Origin of the sequence: Protofrankia sp. CiP1_Cm_nod1 (genome assembly GCF_920888515.1) — a bacterium.
GTDB lineage: Bacteria > Actinomycetota > Actinomycetes > Frankiales > Frankiaceae > Protofrankia.
The window spans coordinates 1-19,916 of sequence record NZ_CAKKTM010000237.1; the positions used below are offsets into that span (position 1 = coordinate 1).

At 70.9% G+C, this 19,916-nt stretch carries 20 protein-coding genes and 1 pseudogene; 3 read left to right on the forward strand and 18 right to left on the reverse strand.

The genetic code is table 11. The features are described from left to right. The 7 genes from NBX02_RS10870 to NBX02_RS10900 all read right to left on the reverse strand — a co-directional run. A partial coding sequence (locus NBX02_RS10870; RefSeq protein WP_250291198.1) for a DEAD/DEAH box helicase occupies positions 1-1,012 on the reverse strand: 1,012 nt, incomplete at its 3' end. Positions 1,013-1,171: 159 nt separating this feature from the next. Further along, entirely contained in the window at positions 1,172-2,167 is a 996-nt protein-coding gene (gene tatC / locus NBX02_RS10875; RefSeq protein ID WP_250281394.1) for a twin-arginine translocase subunit TatC, read from the reverse strand. Positions 2,168-2,218: 51 nt separating this feature from the next. After that, the gene (gene tatA / locus NBX02_RS10880) at positions 2,219-2,545 is read right to left on the reverse strand and encodes a Sec-independent protein translocase subunit TatA (RefSeq protein WP_250281396.1); all 327 of its coding nucleotides are present in this window, start codon (positions 2,543-2,545) and stop codon (positions 2,219-2,221) included. A gap of 132 nt (positions 2,546-2,677) precedes the next feature. After that, positions 2,678-3,604, reverse strand: a complete 927-nt coding sequence (locus NBX02_RS10885) for a formylglycine-generating enzyme family protein (RefSeq protein WP_250281398.1) — start codon at positions 3,602-3,604, stop codon at positions 2,678-2,680. A 128-nt stretch (positions 3,605-3,732) separates the two neighbouring features. Beyond that, entirely contained in the window at positions 3,733-5,160 is a 1,428-nt protein-coding gene (locus tag NBX02_RS10890) for a sulfatase family protein (protein WP_250281399.1), read from the reverse strand. A gap of 828 nt (positions 5,161-5,988) precedes the next feature. Next, on the reverse strand, positions 5,989-6,207 hold the full coding sequence (locus tag NBX02_RS10895) for a hypothetical protein (RefSeq protein ID WP_250281400.1): 219 nt from the start codon (positions 6,205-6,207) through the stop codon (positions 5,989-5,991). Between the two features lie 9 nt (positions 6,208-6,216). Beyond that, positions 6,217-6,738, reverse strand: coding sequence for a hypothetical protein (locus NBX02_RS10900; protein ID WP_250281401.1), 522 nt, complete (start codon positions 6,736-6,738; stop codon positions 6,217-6,219). A 105-nt stretch (positions 6,739-6,843) separates the two neighbouring features. Here NBX02_RS10900 and NBX02_RS10905 point away from each other — a divergent pair, with 105 nt between their 5' ends. Continuing rightward, positions 6,844-7,590: an SAM-dependent methyltransferase gene (locus NBX02_RS10905; protein ID WP_250281402.1), complete on the forward strand. Its 747-nt coding sequence runs from the start codon at positions 6,844-6,846 to the stop codon at positions 7,588-7,590. 120 nt (positions 7,591-7,710) lie between these two features. Then, positions 7,711-8,050, forward strand: a pseudogene (locus NBX02_RS10910) (transposase); the annotation flags it as partial. Positions 8,051-8,232: 182 nt separating this feature from the next. Here the strand turns inward: NBX02_RS10910 and NBX02_RS10915 are convergent. The 6 genes from NBX02_RS10915 to pafA all read right to left on the reverse strand — a co-directional run bounded on the left by NBX02_RS10915 (position 8,233) and on the right by pafA (position 13,512). Next, the gene (locus NBX02_RS10915) at positions 8,233-8,358 is read right to left on the reverse strand and encodes a type II toxin-antitoxin system RelE family toxin (protein ID WP_250281404.1); all 126 of its coding nucleotides are present in this window, start codon (positions 8,356-8,358) and stop codon (positions 8,233-8,235) included. A 173-nt stretch (positions 8,359-8,531) separates the two neighbouring features. Beyond that, the gene (locus NBX02_RS10920; protein ID WP_250281406.1) at positions 8,532-8,693 is read right to left on the reverse strand and encodes a hypothetical protein; all 162 of its coding nucleotides are present in this window, start codon (positions 8,691-8,693) and stop codon (positions 8,532-8,534) included. A gap of 293 nt (positions 8,694-8,986) precedes the next feature. Further along, positions 8,987-9,967: a WYL domain-containing protein gene (locus NBX02_RS10925; RefSeq protein ID WP_250281408.1), complete on the reverse strand. Its 981-nt coding sequence runs from the start codon at positions 9,965-9,967 to the stop codon at positions 8,987-8,989. Beyond that, complete coding sequence (locus NBX02_RS10930; RefSeq protein ID WP_250291200.1) at positions 9,964-11,400, reverse strand: WYL domain-containing protein; 1,437 nt, start codon at positions 11,398-11,400, stop codon at positions 9,964-9,966. Before NBX02_RS10930 ends, NBX02_RS10925 begins: the two co-directional genes overlap by 4 nt. A gap of 206 nt (positions 11,401-11,606) precedes the next feature. Then, positions 11,607-12,140: an FKBP-type peptidyl-prolyl cis-trans isomerase gene (locus tag NBX02_RS10935; protein WP_250281412.1), complete on the reverse strand. Its 534-nt coding sequence runs from the start codon at positions 12,138-12,140 to the stop codon at positions 11,607-11,609. Between the two features lie 13 nt (positions 12,141-12,153). Further along, on the reverse strand, positions 12,154-13,512 hold the full coding sequence (pafA, locus tag NBX02_RS10940; RefSeq protein WP_047223534.1) for a Pup--protein ligase: 1,359 nt from the start codon (positions 13,510-13,512) through the stop codon (positions 12,154-12,156). Between the two features lie 286 nt (positions 13,513-13,798). Here pafA and NBX02_RS10945 point away from each other — a divergent pair, with 286 nt between their 5' ends. Beyond that, the gene (locus tag NBX02_RS10945; RefSeq protein ID WP_250281414.1) at positions 13,799-14,539 is read left to right on the forward strand and encodes a dienelactone hydrolase family protein; all 741 of its coding nucleotides are present in this window, start codon (positions 13,799-13,801) and stop codon (positions 14,537-14,539) included. Between the two features lie 157 nt (positions 14,540-14,696). Here NBX02_RS10945 and prcA read toward each other — a convergent pair whose 3' ends face one another. The 5 genes from prcA to NBX02_RS10970 form a co-directional block, all read right to left on the reverse strand. Then, a complete protein-coding gene (gene prcA, locus NBX02_RS10950; protein WP_250291201.1) occupies positions 14,697-15,419 on the reverse strand; it encodes a proteasome subunit alpha in 723 nt (240 codons plus the stop codon). Between the two features lies 1 nt (position 15,420). Then, positions 15,421-16,200 (reverse strand): proteasome subunit beta, encoded by a 780-nt coding sequence (prcB, locus tag NBX02_RS10955; protein WP_445548368.1) that lies wholly within the window; start codon positions 16,198-16,200, stop codon positions 15,421-15,423. Between the two features lie 556 nt (positions 16,201-16,756). Further along, on the reverse strand, positions 16,757-16,975 hold the full coding sequence (locus NBX02_RS10960) for a ubiquitin-like protein Pup (RefSeq protein ID WP_250281420.1): 219 nt from the start codon (positions 16,973-16,975) through the stop codon (positions 16,757-16,759). 302 nt (positions 16,976-17,277) lie between these two features. Then, complete coding sequence (dop, locus tag NBX02_RS10965) at positions 17,278-18,795, reverse strand: depupylase/deamidase Dop (protein ID WP_445548369.1); 1,518 nt, start codon at positions 18,793-18,795, stop codon at positions 17,278-17,280. 447 nt (positions 18,796-19,242) lie between these two features. Then, positions 19,243-19,916: AAA family ATPase (locus tag NBX02_RS10970; RefSeq protein ID WP_250291204.1), on the reverse strand; the 674-nt coding region annotated here is incomplete at its 5' end.

Below are 19,916 nucleotides of genomic sequence, written 5' to 3' on the forward strand. Positions count from 1 at the left end.
CCCAGGGCCGCTCGCGCGGCGGGGCCACCGCCCCGCCGCCGCGGCCCCGCGGCCGTGGCGGGCGGCGGCTGTCCTGCCGGGACAGGCGGATCAGGTCCGGGTTGATCCGGGGACGTGCCGGGCCTGTGTCCCCGGCCGCGTCCGGGCCGGTGACCGGGGCGGCTGTCGTGCCAGGAGCCACCGTGCCAGGGGCTGTCGCGTCCCCGCGCCGCGCGCGCCCGAGGCCGCCCGCCGCGTCCCCGCGGGTGCGGGGGAAGACGTCCGCCGCCTCCCCGCGCGGGCCCGGGAGGGTGCCCGCGGCGAGCGGGCCGGCGACGAACAGGTCGTGCAGCTGCCGGTCGGCCAGCACGTGCTGCCACAGTGGAACCGGGCGGTGCTCGGAGACGACGACCCGGGTGTGGCCACGGACGGTGACCAGCCAGTCCGCGAACTCCTCCGCGTTGCTCACCGTCGCCGACAGCGACACCAGCTGGACGTGCGCCGGCAGGTGAATGATCACCTCTTCCCACACGGCTCCGCGCTGCCGGTCGGCGAGGTAGTGCACCTCGTCCATGACGACGAAGGCGAGCCGGTCGAGCCGTTCCCGCCCGGCGGGCTGCGCGTAGAGCATGTTGCGCAGGACCTCGGTGGTCATGACGATCACCGGCGCGTCCGGGTTGCGGGTGGTGTCGCCGGTGAGCAGGCCGACCGCGCCCGCGCCGTGGCGGGCGACAAGGTCGGTGTACTTCTGGTTCGACAGCGCCTTGATCGGGGTCGTGTAGAAGCAGCGCTGCCCGCGGGCGAGCGCGAGGTGGGCGGCGAACTCGCCGACGACCGTCTTACCGGCTCCGGTGGGCGCCGCGACCAGCACGCCCTCACCGGCGTCGAGCGCGGTGCACGCCTCGATCTGGAAGGGGTCGAGACCGAAGGGATAACCGCTGACGAAGCCGGTCAGAGCCGTGGGTATGGCCGTGGGTATGGCCGGGGGGAAAGCCCCGGGCCCGGACGGCGGGCCCGCCGGCGCGGTGGACACGTCGTCAGCCTACGCCCGCGCCGCCGGGCCGTTGCCGGGCGGATGTTCACCGGGCCTGGCCGGCCCTCCGACAGGACCGGCGGACCAGGCCTGATGATCGTCCAGTGGGGCTGGGGGATCCATCGGAGCCGGACGGTGCCAGACCGGCGCCGGGCGTTGTCAGGTGATGTCGATGTGGGCGGCGTCCGCTGCGGAGCCCGGGGCGCCGGCCGCGCCGACGGCGCTGCCCACCGGGTCGGCGGACGCCGTGGGCCTTGCCGGCTCCCCCGCCATCGGATGCGGCAGGTCGAGGTCCAGCGGTGACGCCTCGTCGTCGTCGAGACCGGCGTAGGGCGAGGTGTCGCCGCGGCGGGCCCTGCGCTTGTCGTTGGCCCATCCGATCACGAGGGCGACCTCGTACAGCACGATCATCGGCAGGCCGAGAGCGATCATTGTGAACGGGTCCTGGCTCGGTGTCACGATCGCGGCGAAGACGAAGACCAGGAAGATCTCGGGGCGCCGCCACGAGCGCAGCCGGGCCGTGCTGACCACGCCCGCCAGGTTGAGCATCGCCACCAGCAGCGGGATCTCGAAGGACAGCCCGAACACGAGCAGCATGGCGATGACGTAGCTGAGGTACTTGTTGACGTCGAGGACGCTGACAAGCCCGTCCCCGCTGAATCCGAGCAGGAGCTCCAGCCCCTTACTCAGGGTCAGGTAGGCGAAGAAGGCGCCGAGGACGAACAGGACCAGCGAACAGCCGACGAACGCCAGTGACCATCGGCGTTCGTGCCGGTGCAGGCCCGGGGTGATGAACGACCAGATCTGGTAGAGCCAGACGGGTGAGGAGAAGACGGCCCCGGCAACCATCGCGATCTTCAGTCTGATCATGAAGGCGTCGAGGATGCCGAAGAACGCCAGCTGGCACTGCCCGTCGACACCGGAGCGGACGTCCGCGGGCAGGGAGCAGTAGGGCTCCTTGAGGAAGTTGAAGATGTGCGGCTCGAAGTAGAAACAGACCGCCGCGGCGACGACGAGCACGATGAGTGCTTTCGCCAGCCGGTTGCGCAGCTCCCGCAGGTGCTCGGTGAGCGACATCCGGCTGTCCTCGACCGTTCTGGTCCGGCGGAACTGCACCGCCTGCGCTATCCGCCGCGGCGTGGGAAACGCGGGCACGTGCCGGCTACTCCTGCTCGTGGGAAAGGCGGTCGGTGGTCTTCGGCCCGGTCAGCCCCGGGTGGAGTCGCCCGTGGCGGCGGAGGTGCCGTTGACCCCGGTCGACGCCGGCTGCGGGCTGACGACCGGCTGGCCGGCCTCGATGGGCCGCGGTGCCGGCTGCGCCTGGGGCTGTGGCTGTGGCTGTGGCTGTGGCACAGTGGCCGAGGGTGCGGCGGCCTGGGCCGGCTCGTCCTGGCTGAGCCCCTTGGTCTCCGCCTTGAAGATCCGCAGTGAGCGCCCGAGCGAACGCGCGGCATCGGGCAGCTTCTTGGAACCGAACAGCAGGATGACGACGAACGCAATAATCAGAAGCTCGGGGGTACCGAGGTTGGTCATGGCATGCGTCCTTTGCTCCGGTGCCCGGCCCGTCAGCCGGTGCGTGTTTGATGCTACGTCGGCCAGCCTTGCCCCGTCAGACGACGGTCCGATGTCCCGCGCGTGACGGCCATACGACGCCTCAGGGCACCCTCAGGCCGCCGTGCGGAAGCCGATGTTGCCAGCGGAGCTGTCCGGGGTGTTCGAGCTGCGTGCGGCGACACGGTACCGGTTGCAGTACGACGCGTGGCACATGTGTGATCCGCCGCGCATCACCTTGGCGTGACCGTCGGGCGGCCCGGTCGGGTTCGTGCGCGGCCCGGCCAGGTGGAACGTGGCGCTGAACCAGTCGGCGCACCATTCCCAGACGTTGCCGACGGCATTGTAGATGCCGTAGCCGTTGGGCCGGTAGGACTTCACCGGAGCGGTGCCGAGGTACCCGTCCTCGCCGGTGCCGAGGTTCGGGAAGTCGCCCTGCCAGATGTTGCACCGCTGCCGCCCACCGGGCGTCAGCTCGTCCCCCCATGGGTAACGGCGCTGTTCCAGCCCGCCTCGCGCCGCGTACTCCCACTCGGCTTCGGTGGGCAGCCGGACGCCGGCCCAGGCGCAGTACGACTGCGCGTCGTTCCACGAGACGTGCACGACCGGGTGGTTCTGCCGGGAGGCGGCCGACGAGCCCGGCCCCTCGGGATGCTTCCATCCCGCTCCGGAGACGGCACGCCACCAGGGAGTGGCGTGCACGGCCGGCGAGACCCGGCTGAGCTCCTCGGACAGGAAGCCCTCGAAGACGAAGGAGAAACCGTACCGCTCGGCGTCGGTGACGTACCCGGTCGCGTTGATGAACGTGGCGAACTGGGCGTTGGTCACCGTGGTGGGCTCGATCGAGAACGGCTTCAGCTCGATTTCCCGGACCGGGCCCTCGCCGTCGGCGCGGTAGCCCTCGTTGTCCTCGGTGCCCATCAGGAAGCGTCCGCCGGGCAGCTGGGCCATACGCCTGGTCCGGGGTGCGGACAGGCGTACGGGCGTGACGGTCGCGATGCCGACGGGCTCACGGCCGGGGGTGCAGCAGGAAGCAGACACGGCGTCTCTCTTTGTTCGTCTTTTGTTCGTCGTTCGTCTTTTGTTCGTCCCGGGTTCGCCCGGGACGGTGAGCGACGGGTGGCCCGCCCCGCCCGGGCAGGCGGGCCACCGCGGCCGGCCGTCCGGGGTCAGCTCGCGCGGTCGGCGGCGAGCTGGGCGGCCAGGGCCGGGATACCCAGTGCCTGCTCCTGTGCCGGGGTGGCGTTGTAGAGCTTGTTCACCAGCTGGTACGGGTCGTTGGCCAGGTCGTAGTACTCCCGGAATGCCACCGTTCCGGTGCCGACCGGCTGACCGTTGGAATCGGTGTGGAGGTGATAGTACTCGGTGTACTGCTTGGTTGTGCTGACATAGGACGACCAGGTGTGCGGGCTTCCCGCGGTGTGGGCGCCCTGTTCCCACCATTCGACCAGCAGATGGTCACGGCTGTAGGTGGACAACAACGAGCTGCCGTTCTGCGGCGTTGTCGGGGTGATTCCGGCGGCGTTGAGAATGGTCGGGGCGATGTCGATGTTGGCGACGATACGGTTGTCGGTCGTTCCGGCGCCCAGTCCGCCCGCGGGCCAGGACAGGTAGAACGGCACCTCGATGGACGGCAGGTAAGGCACCGACTTCTTGGTCCAGCCGTGGTCGGCCCAGGAGAATCCGTTGTCGCCGATGTAGATGACAAGCGTGTTGTCGAGCTGTCCGGTGGCCGCCAGCTTGTCGCGGATCGCCTGCACCGCGTCGTCCACCGACAGCAGGGTGCGGAACTGCGCCTCCCGTATCGCCCGGCCGTCGGCCAGCGTCGCGTTCGCACTCTGGATGTAGTCCGGTTTGTCGCTCTTGTCGGTCTCGAAGACCGACGGACGGCCGTCCCAGGTCGGTACGACCGTGTTGGCGTACTGCGGCTCCGGGGTGTTGGGGCCGTGCGGGGCCTTGGGAGCGATGTAGAGGAACCACGGCCGGGTGTCGGTCGTGCCATTCTGGATGAATCCCTTGGCGAAATCCCTGATGACGTGGGTGCTGTAGCCCGGGATCGTCTTGATCGTGCCGTTGACGTTGTACTGGCCGTCGTTGTAGACGACCGGGTCCAACAGGGCGAAGTCCTCGAAGTGCGGCGGGGCGTCAGCGACGTTCCAGGCGTTGAGGTACTTGCCGAAGAAGCCGGTGCGGTAGCCCGCCTGCTTGAGATAGCGCTGGACGGTGGTGTTCTGGTTGAGGTTGTAGGGGTGCCCGTTGTCCCGCACGCCATGGTTGTGCGCGTAGCGGCCTGAGAAGATCGACGACCGCGAGGGGGCGCACAACGGCGTGGTGACATGGCCGTTGGTGAACTCCACGCCCTGGGTCACCAGCCAGTTACGGATCTTCTGGGTTGCCCAGTTGGTCTGCTTGGGCTGGTCGTCGGTGACGATGACCAGGATGTTCGGCCGGGTGGCCGCGGACGCGGGCTGGACAAGGCCCGGCAGTGTCGACAGGCCGGTCGTCGCGGCCGCCGTGGCGGCTGCCAACGAGCCCGCGAGAAAACCGCGGCGACTGGCCTGTCCCTGTTCCTCGTCCTCCTGGTTTTCCTTGCTCACTCCAGTGCTCTCCTTTGTTTTCTGGGCCGTTGGCGGCGCGGCTGTGCATGCACGCTCGCGCCACCTTCGGCTGTCGGTTGTTCCTCGCCCGTGCGGTCGAGGAATCCGCCATGGGGCAGTCGCGCGCAAGCGCGGTCCCGACATGGCCGATGAGCCTGTTGCGCCGTCCGGTCAGATGCGCGTGCTCGACCGGGCATGCGAGTATTCCGGACCGCGCGGAAAGACGCCGGACAGGCGGCATCGCACGGTTACGGGCGAAGAAAAAATCCGGATGACGACATACCGGTGTGGTGGGAACACCGGGGGCATCCGGCGGAGCGGATAGACCGCCGAAAAATCAGCGCGCGACAGCGGGCGCGGCTTCGACCATCAGGAGAGGACGAGCGAACACAGCGCGCTCGCCTTCCGCCCATAGTCGACATGCAGGCAGGCTATGAGAATCTCGCCCCGCTTCACGTGAGCAACAATAGAAGAAGATCCGCAACGCGGTCAATGTACTTGCGGAAGAAACCGTCGACTACTTTGTGCCATCAGAACAAGATCTCCAAGGGGCGGGCCGCGCCCGCCGGACGCGTAGCTCGGGCCGGGAAGGGAGAGCCCGAAACGCTGATTCCCGCGGGTCGCCGGGGGCCAAAAAGTGGCGTGATCATGTTCTTTGCGCACCTGTGGTTCCCCGGGAAGGCCCGGAAACCGGTCCGGAAGGCCCGCGGGGCCGCGCGGGCCTCGGGAACACGCCGGGACCCGCGCGGCCCGGGGAATCCGCCTTCCGAACCCACCGGGCCCACCCTCGGGAACACGCCGGGGCCCGCGCGGCCCCGCGTGGGCGTGTCAGGCCGGGATTCGTTCGTTCAGCCGCGCGGTCACCTCGGCGGCGTCCAGCCGGGCGGCGAGCGCCGCGGTTTCCTCGGTGAGCGTGGACAGCCGGCCGCGCAGCTCGGCGGCCTCATGGTTGACCTGTCGCACCTGCCCCCATACCCGCAACGCCAGCGCGACGAGCAGGACGAACGTCAACAGGACGAGACCGAGATCGATGAGCAGCCAGCGCATGAGATCAACCTACCGGCCCGCAGGCCCGCCCGTGGCGGCGTACCCGTCGCGGCCGTAGGCGGCCAGGGCCTGGGTGGCGGCGGTGTGGATGCTCGCGACGAAGTCGGAGGGGCCGAGGGCTCCGGCCTGGTCGCCAAGGCCGAGGGCCAGGCGGTGCGCGGCCAGCCGGGCTCCCAGATACGTAGCTTCACCAGCGGGCGCCCGCCGTCGCCTCGTCCGCCGAAGACGCCGGGCGGGACAATCCCATGGGCGATCGCGGTGGCCTGCCGCGAGGACGGGAACCTGAATCGCGTTGACGGTTCGGGAGAGGCTGGTACCGTCGTGTCCCATCCGCCAGCGACAGCTCGCCGGCATGTGTATGGAGGAAGCCATGGCTGCCCGGGTCCTGTCCCGGGCCACCCGAGCCGCCGGCCGGTAGTGCCAGCGGTAGTCGAGGCCGCGCCGCCCCGCGGTGGCGGTCTCGGTGTGCCCGGTGACATCAGTCGTCATGTCGATGTTCACCATGAGGAGCTTCTGGCGTTGTCTCGTCATCCCCGTTCCACGTCTCTCACGTCTTCCATGTCTTCCACGTCCTCTTCCCCGTTCGTTTCCGGCGGGACCGGCACTCCCCCGGCCACGCCGGGCTCCGCGGACCAGATGTCGGCCGAGTGGTACACGCGGTTCTTCACCGAGCTTCCCAACGAGTTCTGGCGGCGCGCGGCGACGCCGGAGCTGACCGCCGCCGACATCGCCTTCGTCGAGCGGCACCTGGGCCTGGCGGCGGGCAGCCGGATTCTCGACGCCCCGTGCGGCAGCGGCCGCCACAGCCTGGCGCTCGCGGCGCTCGGTCACCACGTGACCGGGATCGACATCTCGGCCGAGGCCGTCGGCCATGCCAGGCGGGAGGCGGCCCGGGCCGGCCTCGACGTCAGGTTCACCCAGGCGGACATGCGCTCGATCCCGCGGTCGGCGTCGTTCGACGCCGCCGTGTGCCTGGGGAACAGCTTCGGTTACCTGAACACCGCCGGCACCCGGGAGTTCGTCGCCGCCCTCGCCGGGGCACTCCTTCCCGGCGGGGGTCTCGTCATCGACTTCTCCGCGGCCGCGGAGACCGTCCTGCCGGGCTACAGCGGCCAGCCACGCACCATGCGGACCGGGGACATCAAGGTCGAGACGACGACCGAGTACGACGTCGACGAAAGCTGCCTGATCAGCCGGTACCGGTTCAGCCGGGGCAGTGAGGTCGTCGACGCCACGGCACTGCACCGCGTCTACACCAGCCGCCAGCTCGGTGAGCTGCTCACAGACGGCGGGTTCACCGGCATCGAGCGGTACGCAGGCCCGGACGGCGCGCCCTACCAGCTCGGCTCGAGCCGGCTGATGCTCGTCGCCCGCCGAACCTGACCCGCTGAATCGGGTGCCGGTAAGAAACGTGTCAGTGCGCCACAAGGGGGCGTGTATCGGGTTGTGATCGATCTGTGGGGTTCGTTCGTGGGCCGGGTCTGATCGGGTAGACCGTCGTGCATGACGCGGGCGCAGCTGACAGACGAGGAGTGGGCGTTCATCGAGCCCTACCTGCCGATCGGCGGGTTCGGCCCGTACCCGCGGCGGCTGCGGGCGCAGTTCGAGGGGGTGGTCTGGCGGTTCCGGACGGGCGGGCAGTGGCGGGAGATGCCGAGGGAGTTCGGGGCCTGGTCGACCGTGTCCAACCGGTTCCGGCAGTGGCGGGACGCCGGTGTCTTCGACGCCCTGTTGCAGGGTCTGATCGCCCAGGCCGGGGCGCGGGGTGAGGTGGACCTGTCGGTGGTCGGCGTGGACTCCACCACCGCCCGGGCTCATCACGACGCCGCCGGGATGCACCTGGCCCGCGCGGCCGGTCATGCCGTCCGCACCGGCGCCGGGGACGGGACGGTGCGGTTGCGGAAGGCCGGGTGAGCGGTCACGGCCCGGACCTGCCCGGTACCTGACGCCCGGTAACGTTCACCTATCGCACAGTCGAGGGAAGCCCGCGTTACGGTACTGCACGCAGTAGGTCATGTAAGGGAATCAGCGGTAGACGTCCCGGCGGTGTCCGAGCTCGACGACCAGGACGTGCAGCGCACGGTCGTTGATGATGTGGATCACCCGGTAGTCGCCGACCCTGATACGCCAGTGCCCGGGCCGGCCCACCATCGCCCTGCAGCCCACCGGCCGCCGGGGTGTGTTCCAGCGTCGCGGTCGCGCGCAGCAGCCGGTCCTGAACGGCATGGGGCAGCTTGCCCGACGCACGCATGGCCGCACGCTCGAACGTGAGGGTGTAGGCGACAGGCGGCATAGTGGACCATCCTGCCGTCGCCGACGTCCGCTCAGGTCAGCAGGTCCTCGCGCGTGAACCCGAGCTCGGCCAGCACCTCATCGAAGGGCACCGGGTCGCCGCCCTCGGCGAGCGCGGCGTCCAGGCACTGACGGTCGTACTCGTCCTCCTCGTCCGTGGTCTCGTACACCACGTCGATCACCGGCTCCGACATGCGCTCACCCCCTCCGGGACGGATCTCTAGTCCGGCATAGACCTGACGGTAACCCGTCGCCCGCCATCGCGGCACCACCAGGGCCGAGGAGACGCCTACATCTCCGCGACAGCGGCCTGCCCCTCCTGTCGATCATCACGTGACGATCGGCAGGCGAGGCAGGCGACGCCTCACCGGTGAGCGTGAGCCGTGTTCGTCGAGCGGCATGCCCGACGGGTAGCGCTGGGCCTATCCGCGGCCGTCGAGCGGAGCGGAGCAACGGGGACGGAGCCCCACAGACCGTAGCGCTGGGCCTATTCGTGGGTGTCAAGGCCGTAGGCGGCCAGGGCCTGGGTGGCGGCGGCGTGGATGCCCGTGGCGATGTCGGGGGGGTCGAGGACTCTGGCCTGGTCACCGAGGCCGAGGAGCAGGCGGTGCAGCCAGCCGGGCTCCCAGACGCGCAGCTCCACCAGCAGGCGGCCGCCGTCGAGCTCACGGCGGGAGACGACCGGGTAGTGGTCGGCGACCCAGCGCGCGGCCGGTTCCAGCTCGAGGACGACCAGCGTCTGCGCCGGGCCGGGCTGGAACAGGCCGTCGGTGTCCCGCGGGCGGGCCCGCGGCGGTGGGTCGGCGGGCGTGTCGAGGACGGTGACGCCGTCCGGGCCGTCGATCCGGTCGAGGCGGAACAGCCGGACCTCGGCCGACCGGTGGCACCAGCCCTCCAGGTACCAGTGGCCGTCCCGGGTGAGCACCCGTATCGGGTCGACGTCGCGTTCGGTCAGCTCGTCACGGGACCACACCAGGTAGCGCAGGCGCAGCCGCCGGCGGCGGGCCACCGCCTCCTGGACGGCCCGCAGGACGTCGTCCTGGGCGTCGAGCTCGACGCGGACCCGGTCGGCGGGCAGGGTGCCGACGGCGTCCGCGAGCTTGCCCAGCGCCCGGTCGAGCGCGTCGCGGGCGGACAGGCCGGGCACGTCGGCGAGGGTGCGGGCCGCGACGACCAGCGCCATCGCCTCGTCCGCGGACAGCCGCAGCGGGCGGTCGAGGGTCTGCGGGTCGAGGACGGTGATCTGGTCGGCGGAGTAGCTCAGGTCGATCAGGTCGCCGGGGGCGCCGCCGGGCAGGCCGCAGACGAACAGCAGGTCCAGGTCGTCCCGCAGCTGGCGGACGGTGATCCCGAAGGTGGCGGCGGCGTCGTCGAGGCACACCCCGGGATGGGCGCGCAGCCACGGCACCAGGGCCAGCAGCCGGCTGAGCCGGTCGGTGGCCGCGGAGGAGGACGCCGGCGAGCTCACGGCACGTTCTCCGGCAGCGTCGCCGCCCCGCTGGACGCCCTGCCCGCTTCCCCGTCGGACGCCCCGGCCGACGAGGGCACCGGCGGAACCGCCGGATCCCTGGCCACCGTGTCAGCGACCGGCTGGACCACCGGCGGGACCACCGGCGGGACCACCGGCGGGACCACCGGCGGGACCACCGTGTCCCCGGTTGGCTCCCCCGGGGACACGGCCGTCGGCTGCCTCTTCCGTCCCCCGGTCGGCTTTTTCACCGAGGAGGCCGCTGGGGAGGCCGGTGGGGATGCCGGGGCCGCGGAGCAGGAGAACGCCCGGGAACCGGCCGGGTCCGCCGGTTTCGCCGCCGGGCGCGGCCGATCGATGCCGTCGTGGGCCCGGGCGGCGTCGGTGAGGCGGCGGACCACCTCGGCGCGCAGCTGGGCCGGCCGCTCCACCAGCACGTCCGCGCCGTAGCCGGCGATCCACCTGGCCACCTGCTCGGTGTCGGAGTAGTCGATCTCTACCCGGTCCATGCCGGCCGGCGCGGCGACGGAGCCGTCCCCGGCGCGCCCCGGCGCGGGGCCGCTCCCCGGCACGGGATGCGGTGGGCTGTCGGGGAGCATCCGCGCGTACCGGCGCAGCGCGTGACCGGCCCCCGGGCGGATGCGCAGAACGGCGGTGCGGGTGAGCTCGGGCGACGGCGCCGACGCGGACACCAGCGCCCGCAGGTCGACCCCGTCGGGGACGCGGACCGCGCCCGCCGGCCCGAGCGCCCGCACGGGGCCGGTCACCCGTGACAGCCGGAAGACCCGGGGGGCCTGCCGGTCACGGTCGTGACCGACGAGGTACCAGCGTCCCCGCCAGGAGACCACCCCCCACGGTTCGACGTGGCGTTCGCGTGGCTCGGTCTCCTCCACCTTGCGGTAGGGGAAGCGGATGGCCTGCCCGGCCTGCACGGCGGCCAGGCAGGGCGCGAACGCGGGCTCCGTGGTGGCGACCCGGGGCTCCAAGCCGCCCGACAGCCCGCCCGGGACGCCCGGGAGGCCGTCCGGGCCGGGCAGGGTGCGGATACCGCCGGCCGCGAGCTTGCGCAGCGCGCTGGCGGACGCGTCCGCGAGCGCCGTGCTGGACCACAGCTGGGCGGCGAGGCCGAGGGCGGCGGCCTCGTCCGGGTCGAGGGAGATCTCCGGCAGCGCGTAGTCACCGCGGCGGATGCGGTAGCCGACCTCGTCGTTCCAGTACGAGTCCGACCCGGTCTCCAGCGGGATGCCGATGTCGCGCAGGTACTGCTTGTCCCGCTCGAACATGCGGCGGAACGCCCCCTGCTCGTCATCGGTGCCGCCGGGGGTGTAGCCCTCCACGAGCTCGCCGATCTCGGCCACGGTGAGGAACCGCGATGTGGCCATCAGGCACATCGTCAGGTTCAGCAGCCGTTCCAGCCGACGACGGGACACCATACGAGGCTAGAACACCTCTGTTGGATCTTCAGCGCCGCCCACGCGGCAGCCCGTGCGGTGAAGCGTCGGCCGTGCGTCCGAAACGTCCGGGCCGGCAGCTGTCGTTCGAGTGGCCGAAGAGCCGGGCGGCCCGTTGCGGCCTGCCCGGCCTGCCCCGCCTGGCCGGTCCGTCCGCGTCCGCGTGGACCGGCCGGGCGGGGTGCCGGTCAGCTGTCGCTGGCCTGGACACCGACGAGGTCGACGACGAAGACCAGGGTGGATCCGCCCGGGATCGGCCCCTGGTCCGCCGGGCCGTAACCGAGCTCGGGCGGGATCACGAGCGTGCGCCGGCCGCCGATCCGCATCCCGGTGATGCCCTGCTGGAAGCCGGGGATGACGCTGTCCAGCGGGAAGATCGACGGCTCCCCGCGGTCCCAGCTGGCGTCGAACTCCTTGCCGTTGGCCCACAGCGTGCCGACGTACTGCACCGACACGGTGCTGGTCGGTGACGCCGCCGCGCCGGTGCCGACCACGAGGTCGCGGGTCACCAGCGTCGCCGGCGGGGTGCCGGCGCCGGCCGCGATCGTCGGCTTGGCCGACAGGCTGCCCGCGCCCGTCACTGTCGGTAGCTGCGGTTCGCCCGTCCCGTCGGGTGCGGTGGAGCTGCCGCAGGCGGTGAGAGTGACGGGTAACGCGGCGAGAAGAATGGAACAGAGTATGACAAAACGGACGCCGCGGCCAAGGCGGGGGACAACGGTCACAGGTAGGTGGTCCTCACATGCTGGCGATGAGTTTGTCGACCCGGTCGTCGACGGACCGGAACGGATCCTTGCAGAGCACCGTACGCTGTGCCTGATCGTTCAGTTTCAGGTGCACCCAGTCAACGGTGAAGTCGCGCCGCTTCTCCTGGGCCCGCTTGATGAACTCACCACGCAGCCGGGCCCGGGTGGTCTGCGGCGGGACGGACTTCGCCTCGAAGATGTCGAGGTCGCGGCTGACCCGTTCCACCAGCCCACCACGTTCCATCCGGTAGTACAGGCCCCGGTCACGATGGATGTCGTGGTACTTCAGGTCGATCTCGGCCACCCGGGGTGAGGCCAGCGACAGGCCGTGCCGGTGCCGGAACCGGTCGATGAGCACGTACTTGGTCACCCAGTCGATCTCGCGGGCGACCAGCTCCAGGTCGTCGGTCTCGATCGCGAGCAGGGTGCGGCCCCACAGGTCCAGGACGCGCTTGGCGACCGCGTCCCCGCCGCGGCGCTCGACGAACTCCTGCGCCTTGGTGAAGTACTCGCGCTGGATCTCCAGCGCGCTCGCCTCCCGCCCGTTCGCCAGCTTGATCCGGCGCTGGCAGGTCATGTCGTGGCTGACCTCGCGGATCGCCCGGATGGGGTTCTCCAGTGACATGTCCCGCAGCACCACTCCGGCCTCGATCATGCGCAGGACCAGATCGGTCGATCCGATCTTGAGCAGCATCGTGGTCTCACTCATGTTCGAGTCGCCGACGATCACGTGCAGGCGGCGGAACCGCTCGGCGTCGGCGTGCGGCTCGTCCCGGGTGTTGATGATCGGACGGGACCGGGTGGTCGCCGACGACACCGACTCCCAGATGTGCTCGGCACGCTGCGAGATGCAGTACACCGCCCCCCGCGGGGTCTGTAGGACCTTGCCCGCCCCGCACAGGATCTGCCTGCTGACCAGGAACGGCACCAGGACGTCGGCCAGCCGGCTGAACTCGCCGTGCCGCCCCACCAGGTAGTTCTCGTGGCAGCCGTAGCTGTTGCCGGCCGAGTCGGTGTTGTTCTTGAACAGGTGGATGTCGCCGGCGATACCCTCCTCGCGCAGCCGCCGTTCCGCCTCGACCAGCAGCCCCTCCAGGATGCGCTCGCCGGCCTTGTCGTGGGTGACGAGGTCGGGCACGGAGTCGCACTCGGGGGTGGCGTACTCCGGATGGCTGCCCACGTCGAGATAGAGCCGGGCACCGTTCTTCAGGAAGACGTTGCTGCTACGGCCCCAGGAGACGACCCGGCGGAAGAGATAACGGGCCACCTCGTCCGGGGACAGCCTGCGCTGGCCGCGGAAGACACAGGTGACCCCGTACTCGTTCTCCAGGCCGAAGATGCGGCGATCCACACCGACGACCCTATGCCGCCCGCCCACCCTGGTGTGAGCGGACGCTCCCACCCGTGCGCACCGATGGCCGCCCGCGGCCCCGCCGGGGCCCACCGTGACACGGAGGGCAGCGGCATCATCGCCTTGAGTATCAAGACGAGCCGGGTGCGTGCCCGCGTCGGGTAACGTCCGCGTCGAGGGCACGGACGGCGCGACCCGGGGACGACCCGGGACGATCTGACGGCGATCCGGGGACCGGCTCTTTCGAGGACAGGAGATCCGCCGGAGGCGGGAGAGGACGACCAACATGACAGTGACACCCGAACCCTCCGCGGCCGTCACGACCGTGGGCGCCGCCACCCCCGCCACGGTGGTCGCGCCGCGCCCGGACGGCCCGACCCACGGCGGGGTGGTCGTGGTCCAGGACGCGCGGGGGATCACGCCGTATCTGGTGTCGGTGTGCGCGCGGCTGGCCGGCGCCGGCTGGCTCGCGGTCGCCCCGCACCTCTACCACCGGGACGGGATCGCCGAGGTCGACCCGGCCGGCAGCTGGCCGTCCGCGCCGCGACAGATGACCACCCTGACCGCCACCGGCATCACCACGGACGTCGACGCCGGCCTCGCCCATCTCGCCGACGCCGGTCTCGCCCCCGGGCGGACCGCGGTGATCGGCTTCTGCATGGGCGGGACCGTGGCGCTGTTCACCGCCACCCGCCATGCCGTGGGCGCGGCCGTGTCGTTCTACGGCGGCGGGGTGCGCACGCCGTACTGGGACGGCATACCGCCGCTGGTGGAGCTCGCGCCGGCGCTGCGCGCGCCATGGCTCGGCCTGTACGGCGAGGAGGACGTGCTGATCAGCGTCGACGAGATCGACGCGCTGCGGACGGCCGCGGGCACGGCGGCGGTGCCCACCGAACTGGTCAGCTACCCCGGCGCCGGGCACGCCTTCCACAGTGGCGACCGCGCCGAGATCCACCGGCCGGCGGCGGCCGAGGACGCCTGGAACCGGACGCTGGCCTGGCTGCGCGCCCACGTGGCCGCCGGCTGAACCAGCCCGTCCCGAGCCCACGGCGGGCGACATCAGACGAATCGCGTGCCGCCTCGGGGCCGGTACAGGCCCCCGAGGCGGCACGCGACAGACATCGCGCCGCCTCGGGGCGTGCTGATCTGCTCGGCCGCCGGCGGGAGAGCGGCCGGCCGCCGGGTCAGCCCGGGGTGTCGGCGGTCTCGGCCAGCAGCGCGTCCAGCTGCGGGCCGGAGATGCGCTTGAACAGCCGGCGGTTACGGGTACGGTCGAGCATCGCCACCTCGAGGTTGGCCGAGGACAGGACGCGGTCGCCGTTGGCGCCCGGGGGCGTGCCGGCCCGCAGTGCGTTCGCGGCGACCCGCAGCGCCGTGGCCAGCGGCTGCGCGTCCGCGTGATGCTCCTTCAGGGACGTGTTGACCTGCTCGGACTGCCCGCCGATGGCCACGAACCCGCGCTCGTCCGCGATCGACCCGTCGTAGGTCAGCCGGTAGATCTGGTCGGAGGCGGCGTCCTCGCCGACCTCCGAGACGACGATCTCCACCTCGTACGGCTTGATGCTGTCGGTGAAGATCGTGCCGAGGGTCTGGGCGTAGAAGTTGGCCAGCGCCCGCCCGGTGACGTCCCGGCGGTCGTACATGTACCCCCGGACGTCCATCATGCGCACGCCCGCCGTCCGCAGGTTCTCGAACTCGTTGTACTTGCCGACCGCGGCGAAGGCGACCCGGTCGTAGATCTCACTGATCTTGTGCAGGGTGGACGAGGGGTTCTCCGCGACGAACAGGATGCCGTCGGCGTAGCTGCGCACGACCACGCTGCGGCCGCGCGCGATCCCCTTGCGGGCGTATTCGGACCTGTCCCGGACCTGCTGCTCCGGGCTGGCGTAGCCAAAGGGCATGGTCATGTCAGCCTCCCGGGTTCGTCAGACGGCCGGCGACGACGGCCTCGACCACGGCGCCCACCTCGTCGTCGGTGAAGCGACGGAAACCGTCCTCGGTCACCGCGGCGACCACCGGGTAGATGCGGCGGGTCAGGTCCGGGCCACCGGTGGCGGAGTCGTCGTCGGCGGCGTCGTAGAGCGCCTCCACGCCGACCCGGACGGCCTCGTCCTGGGTGAGGTCGTCCCGGACCTTCTTCTTCAACGCGCCCCGGGCGAAGACGGAGCCGGAGCCGATGGCCTGGAAGCCGTGCTCCTCGGCCCGGGAGCCGGTGATGTCGTAGGAGAAGATCCGTCCCCTGCCGGCGTCGAGGTCGTAGCCCGCGTACAGCGGGATGACCGCGAGCCCCTGGAGCGCCAGGCCGAGATTGTTTTTGATCATGAAGGACAGCCGGTTGGCCTTCGCGTGCAGGCTGAGGGTGGAACCCTCGATCTTCTCGTAGTGCTCGAGCTCGACCTGGAACAGGCGGACGAGGTCCGCGCCGATCCCGGCCGTGCCGGCATAGCCGACACAGGAGTACTCGTCGGCGTGGAAGACCTTCTCGACGTCCCGCTGCGCGATCACGTTCCCCATGGTCGCGCGGCGGTCACCGGTCATGATCACGCCGCCGGGGTACGTCACCGCCACGATCGTCGTGCCATGGGCCACCTCGGTGACGGCGGCCGGCAGACTGCCGCGCGCGCCTGGCAGCAGCTCGGGCGCGGCGGTGGACAGGAACTCGGTGAACGACGACGTTCCCGGTGTCATGAACACAGACGGTAGACGTCCGGCGACTCCCGCTGGATCAGCCACGCATCCCCCTTCAGATAGTCGATGGGTCGGGTAACGGGTAAGTCGGGTAACGGGTAACGGGTAAGTGGTATCAGGTCGTCGGTGAGGCCGCCGAGACCCATGGTGCGGATGGCGCACGCAGCGACCCGTAGTGCGCTGACGCACGCCGAGGCCCATGGCACGCCGACACGTACCGTAGCCAATAGTGCACCGATGTGCACTGTGGCCCCTGGTGCGCTGGCACGCATGATGACCCGTGGTGCGCTGACGCACACGATGTCACTGTCATCCCGCGCCGCTGATGCCGGGGGCGGTCCACCGGCGACGTCGCCGGGGCCGCGCCCTGCCGCGACCGGGGTGGGCCGTGTGCGGCCCGGCAGCCGGCGGACCCCGGTCTGAGCACGCACCCGTCCCGCGCTGCCTGCCAGCGGGCTGTGCCGTGCCCCACCCGGTGGCCGACGTCCCGGCCGGTCTCCCGGCCCCGGTCCTGATGTTCCCGCTCGGCCGTTGTGGCCGGCCGGCGGGGGGCTGCCTACTCGCCCCCCTTCTGGACGTAGCCCTTGACGAACTCCTCCGCGTTCTCCTCGAGCACGTCGTCGATCTCGTCGAGCAGGGAGTCGACGTCCTCGGACAGCTTCTCGTGCCTCTCCTTGATGTCGCTGGCGCCGGACTCCTCGACCTCGACGTCGTCACCCTGGTCCGTCCGTCGGCCCGCGCGCTGCTGACCGCCGCCGGTGTCCTTCGTGGCCATGAGACCCTCCTTCGATCGTCTGGAGCGACACTATCTCCGGGTCCGGACATCCTGAGGCGTTCCTCGCCGCCCGCCACCGACCTCACCACGTCGCCGTGGCGGATCCGTCGCGGCGCCCGCCCGTGGCGCGGCACACGCGGGTCTGCCCGGCCGTCGGCCACACCACACCCGTCGACGGCGGTGTTGGCCGGTCCACGGGCCCGCTGGCCCCCGCCACGGGTACGGGCGGAGCGGGTCCCGTACCCGGGCCGTGCCCCGCCCGGCAGCCGGGCTCCAGCGGTGGCGGTGGCGGTGGCGGACGGTCAGCCGTTGGTCAGGGCGTCCACGAGATCCTGGGCGGTCGGGCAGCGGGCGAGCAGGTCGCCGACGTGTGCCCTGGTGCCGCGCAGCGGCTCCAGGGTCGGTACCCGCTGCAGGGAGTCACGGCCGATGTCGAAGATGACCGAGTCCCAGGAGGCGGCGGCCACCTGCTGCGGGTACAGCGCCAGGCAGCGGCCCCGGAAGAACGCCCGGGTGTCGTGCGGCGGCTCGGTCATGGCGCGGACGATCTCGTCCTCGGTGAGCAGCAGATCGACCCGGCCGCGCGCCACCAGCCGGTTGTACAGGCCACGGTCGGGCCGCACGTCGGAGTACTGCAGGTCGACCAGCTGGAGCCGGGGCGCGTCCCAGCCCACCCCGTCCCGCGCCCGGTAGCCCTCGAGGATGGCGAGCTTGGCGACCCAGTCCAGCTCCCGGGAGCAGGACATCGGGTCGTCCTCCAGACGCACCAGGACGGACTCCCAGCGGGAGAGCACGTCCGCGGTCTGCGCGTCCGGATCGGTACCGAAGCGGTCCTCGACGTACTTGCGGGCCTGCTCGAGGTACTCCATCTGCAGCTGGACGGCGGTCATCTTCCGGCCGTCGCCGAGCGTCAGCAGGTGGCGCAGGGACGGGTCGTGGGAGACCGCCCGCAGGCTGCTCACCGGGTTGTCGACGCTGAGGTCGACGTCGAGCCAGGAGTCCTCGATCATCGCGAGCACGAGCGAGGTGGTCCCGACCTTGAGGTAGGTCGAGATCTCGCTCATGTTCGCATCGCCGATGATCACATGGAGCCGGCGGTACTTCTCCGGGTCGGCGTGCGGCTCGTCCCGGGTGTTGATGATCGGACGCTTCAGGGTGGTCTCCAGGCCGACCTCGACCTCGAAGAAGTCGGCCCGCTGGCTGAGCTGGAAGCCGGCCTCCCGGCCGTCCACCCCGATGCCGACCCGGCCGGCGCCGCAGACGACCTGCCGGGAGACGAAGAACGGGATGAGATGGCGCACGATGTCGCCGAACGGCGTGGACCGGGCCATCAGATAGTTCTCGTGGCAGCCGTAGGAGACGCCCTTGTTGTCCGTGTTGTTCTTGTACAGGTGCACCGGCATGGTGTTCGGCACGGACAGCGCCCGGCGGGCGGCCTCGGCCATCACCCGCTCGCCGGCCTTGTCCCACAGCACCACGTCGCGCGGGTTGGTCACCTCGGGCGTGGAGTACTCCGGGTGGGCGTGGTCGACGTAGAGGCGGGCGCCGTTGGTGAGGATGACGTTGGCCAGGCCCAGGTCGTCCTCGTTGGCGGGCGCGGACGGATCGACCACTGGCTCGCGGGGCAGCTCGAAGCCCCGCGCGTCGCGCAGTGGTGACTCCTCCTCGAAGTCCCACCGGGCCCGGCTGCCGCCGGTCGTCTGTCGGCTGGCGTAGGAATTGACCACCAGCGACGAGGCCAGCATCTGGTTGGTGGTTGGCTGACCGGGCACCGAGACGCCGTACTCGGTCTCGGCTCCCATGATCCGGCGAACGCTCACACTGTCAGCGTAGGTGCTTTGAGCCCACACCGAGACCTGGACCGGACGGGTGACCTTCGGTGACCGTCCGACAAACCTCCAGAAATACGGACCAAACACCCATCGACGGCCCGTCGATGGCCGGAAAATCCCGGCCCGGGCGCGTGCCGCGCCCCGTCAACGCCGAGGGCGGGAGAGCAGGGAATCCCCGCTCTCCCGCCCTCGGCGGAACGTCCTGCGTACCCGGAAGAGACCCGTGGCTGTGCTTCTCCGCCGTTCCCTCGCCGTTTCCTCACCGCGTCCCCGATGCTCCTCGCGGCTCTGCGCACACCGAGGGGAGGACACCGAGGGGGGACGAGACGGAGCGGGGCCCGGCCCTGGGACGCCCTGGCGTGGGCGCCCCGGGGCCGGGCCCCGCTCCGTCCGGTGCCTTCCGGTCTCCTCGTCCGCTCGGCTGGGCCGAGCGGCTTACAGGTACTGGCCCGTGTTGGCGATCGTGTCGATGGACCGGCCGGCCTCGGTGCCCTTGGTCCCGGTGATGAGCGTGCGGATGTAGACGATCCGCTCGCCCTTCTTGCCGGAGATCCGTGCCCAGTCGTCCGGGTTGGTCGTGTTGGGCAGGTCCTCGTTCTCCTTGAACTCGTCGACGCAGGCGTTGAGCAGGTGCTGCATGCGCAGCCCCTTGACGCCCCCCTCGATGAGTTCCTTGACCGCCATCTTCTTCGCCCGGGCGACAATGTTCTCGATCATCGCGCCCGAGTTGAAGTCCTTGAAGTACAGGACCTCCTTGTCACCGTTGGCATAGGTGACCTCGAGGAAACGGTTCTCCTCGCTCTCGGCGTACATCCGCTCGACGACCCGCTGGATCATGCCCTGGCAGGTCCCCTCCCGGCTGCCGCCGTTCTCGGCGAGGTCCTCGGCGTGCAGCGGCAGGTCGGGCGTGACGTACTTGGCGAAGATGTCCTTGGCCGCCTCGGCGTCCGGACGCTCCACCTTGATCTTGACGTCCAGTCGGCCCGGGCGCAGGATCGCCGGGTCGATCATGTCCTCACGGTTGGACGCGCCGATCACGATCACGTTCTCGAGCTGCTCGACACCGTCGATCTCGCTGAGCAGCTGCGGGACGATCGTGTTCTCGACGT